General features: G+C 61.3%; 4 protein-coding genes. 1 reads left to right on the top strand and 3 read right to left on the bottom strand.

Translation table 11 applies throughout. The features are described from left to right. Positions 1–84 precede the first annotated feature (84 nt). Positions 85–216: a hypothetical protein gene (locus BSZ39_RS14880; protein WP_281247150.1), complete on the bottom strand. Its 132-nt coding sequence runs from the start codon at positions 214–216 to the stop codon at positions 85–87. A gap of 131 nt (positions 217–347) precedes the next feature. Then, positions 348–875 carry a YtoQ family protein gene (locus BSZ39_RS12515; RefSeq protein WP_222842965.1) on the bottom strand — a complete coding sequence of 176 codons (528 nt, stop codon included), beginning with the start codon at positions 873–875 and terminating at the stop codon, positions 348–350. Positions 876–1,126: 251 nt separating this feature from the next. Here BSZ39_RS12515 and BSZ39_RS12505 point away from each other — a divergent pair, with 251 nt between their 5' ends. Next, a complete protein-coding gene (locus BSZ39_RS12505) occupies positions 1,127–1,474 on the top strand; it encodes a type II toxin-antitoxin system death-on-curing family toxin (RefSeq protein WP_245792522.1) in 348 nt (115 codons plus the stop codon). A gap of 3 nt (positions 1,475–1,477) precedes the next feature. On the opposite strand, the gene BSZ39_RS12500 is transcribed toward BSZ39_RS12505, so the two are convergent. After that, the gene (locus tag BSZ39_RS12500; protein ID WP_083603357.1) at positions 1,478–2,797 is read right to left on the bottom strand and encodes a protein adenylyltransferase SelO family protein; all 1,320 of its coding nucleotides are present in this window, start codon (positions 2,795–2,797) and stop codon (positions 1,478–1,480) included. Positions 2,798–2,824: the final 27 nt, after the last annotated feature.

Below are 2,824 nucleotides of genomic sequence, written 5' to 3'. Positions count from 1 at the left end.
GAGTTGTAGAAGATGAACTCGAGGATCACGCGGTGACCGCCCTGCTGTCCAGCACGACCACCCCGCTACACCACTATGAGGGACTCAACTGTCGAAGGTCGCATCTTCGCGAAGGATTGACGTATCGAAGCCCATTTCCTTGGCGCCCGTGAAGATCTTGCCGATCTCATGGAAGGGCTGCTCGATGCCGTAGATGCCGCTGCGGGGCGACGTCACCCTGAGCACCCAGGTTGCGAGCTACCGCGGCACTGCGGGTAGCCACCTCGTGATTCCCAAAGAGCGCCACGATCTACGCGCCACCGCGGACTCCGTGGTGCTGATCAGCTTCGCCAAAGCCACGCCCCGACTTACGCCTTCAGCACATAGCGCAGAATCTCGACAACCTGATCCGTTGTCCGACACCAGGCCTGCGCAGCCGCGTCAACCTCTTTGAGCGGATGGACGATGTCCTCGTTGTGCAGCGTCACATAGGGCTTACCGAGGGCGGCGCAGTAGCCGGCATCGAAGGCCGCGTTCCACTGTTTGTATTGATCACCAAACCGCACGACGACCAAGTCGGCCTGCTCGATCAGCGTGCGTGTCCGGATCGCATTGACCTTCGCCGACTGGTGATCGCGCCAAAACGAGCTTTGCGTCTCACCGAGATGATCGCCTGCGGCGTCGCTCGCGGGGTGATCGGCCACCGGGGAAGTAAAGACGACATCGAGCCCAGCCTCGCTGGCGCCCCGCTCAATCTCCTCGCGCCAATCGGTGTGGATCTCGCCGGAAAGATACACCTGAAAACTCATTGGTGATTCCTCCTCGATAGTCAGCAAACGGTTCTGGTCACACGATAACGCGAACGCACGATACCACTCTGGTATCATGCCATCCATGGCCATGACGTTGCGGACAGACCCCGCCCTCGAGCAAGCCCTCGCACGCCTTGCCAAAAGGCAGGGCATTTCCAAGCACGAAGCAGTTCGGCGCGCAATCTTGCGCGAGGACGCGCAGACCCGTCTTGAAGACGATACTTGGGCTGCCTATGAACGAGTGCGTTCAGCGTACCGTCCTGCGCTGGATCGTCTCGGATCGGTCTAGCCCCGCCGTGAGTGCATCCACCCGCCCACTGCCGCTTAGCGTCGTTGTGCACATCATCGAGGCGGAAGGCATCGGGCCGGTGCGAGATATCGGCCTTTTGCAATCGTCGCTCGACCGCCCTTTGACGACGATCATGGGGACCGATGCCTACCCAGGCGTTTCCCGTAAAGCAGCAGCCCTCCTGCATTCCGTTTGCAACAACGATCCACTCGCGGATGGAAACAAGCGACTCGCTGCCATTGCCTCGTTAGTGTTCGCTGAGATCAATAACCACCGATGCGATCTCACCAACGACGAGCTATTTGACCTCATCATGGCGGTCGCCTCGGGGGCACTTTCCGACGTTGAGCAGATCTCCGAACGCCTAGGCTTGATCAACGTAGCCAGCACCTAAGCATCAGGTCCCGCAAAAAGTCACGTGGCGCGGGGTATCTGGTGGCGGCGGTTCGGCAAGGTCGGCGAGCTCTGAGCGCTCACGGTAAGGATCGGTAAGAGCGCTCACCAGCCTCTCGAGGGATGCAAGGTTTCCATCACTGGCCTCAGTCAGCGCCCGGTCGACGTGGTGGTTTCGCGGAATATAGAGCGGATTAACACTCGCCATGCGTAGGCGCGCGTCGGGATCGACCTCGCTCTCCCAGCGCGCGTACCATGCGGCAAAGTCTGGCGAATCTGCCATCAGCGATGGGGCCTCCCCTGCGCCGAGTGCGCGGAAAAAGGTCGTGAAATCGACCTGGTTGCGCTCCATCAGGCCCAGTCCCTCATCTATCAGCGATGAGCGAGGATCGTCGAGCCCGAATTTGGCGGCCATCCGCGTGCCGATTTCCTGCTCGTAGCTGGTGACGAACCCAGTCAAGACCCCACCGAGTTTGGCGGCCGCAACGTTGGTGTCCGGCTCGATTAACGGGAGAATGCTCTCGGCAAATCGTGCGAGATTCCACTGGGCGATGGCCGGCTGATTTCCGTACGCGTATCTGCCGGCATGATCGATGGAGCTGAAGACCGCCCGGCAGTCAAAGATGTCGAGGAATGCGCACGGCCCGAAGTCGATGGATTGCCCCGCAATCACCATGTTGTCGGTATTCATGACGCCGTGGATAAATCCCACCGCCATCCAGTCGGCGATGAGGGACGCTTGGTTGTCACACACCGCTTGAAATAGCGCGAGATACGGTTCTTTGACGCCACGAAGCTCCGGGTAGTACCGTTCGATGGCGTAGTCGGCGAGTCGGCGAGACACATCGCCGACGCGGGTAGCCGCGTACTGGAATGTCCCGACGCGAACCAGTCCCGTGGCAACGCGAACGAGAATCGCGCCCCGCTCCGGCCCCCGATCGCGCCAAACGTACTCGCCCGTGGTGAGGACTGCAAGGGCTCGCGTCGTCGGGATGCTGACCGCGTGGAGAAACTCTCCGATGACGTACTCCCGCAGCATGGGCCCAAGTGCGGCTTTCCCGTCGCCACCGCGGGAGAACGGTGTGGGACCGGATCCCTTGAGGTGGATGTCGCGCGACGTGCCGGAGCGGTCAGTGCGCTCGGCGAGCAGCAACGCGCGGCCGTCGCCCAGTCGCGGCACGTACATCCCAAATTGGTGCCCCGCATAGGCTTGCGGGGTGGTTGGCTCTTCGCTCTGGCCCGTGAGCCACGCCCTGCTGGCCTGACCCCCTTTTGTGGGTCCAGTCGTTGTGAGAGTTGTCCTGTTGCTCGAGGCTTCGGGCAGGGAGACTGGTCAGATCATGACAAACAG

Source organism: Bowdeniella nasicola, assembly GCF_001907295.1.
In the GTDB taxonomy this organism is placed as follows: Bacteria; Actinomycetota; Actinomycetes; order Actinomycetales; family Actinomycetaceae; genus Bowdeniella; species Bowdeniella nasicola.
This window is presented reverse-complemented; position numbering and strand designations above follow the sequence as displayed.

Coding starts and splice junctions, on each gene's coding strand:
- BSZ39_RS12515 (WP_222842965.1), bottom strand. CDS start 875: ATGGATGGCATGATACCAGAGTGGTATCGTGCGTTCGCGTTATCGTGT.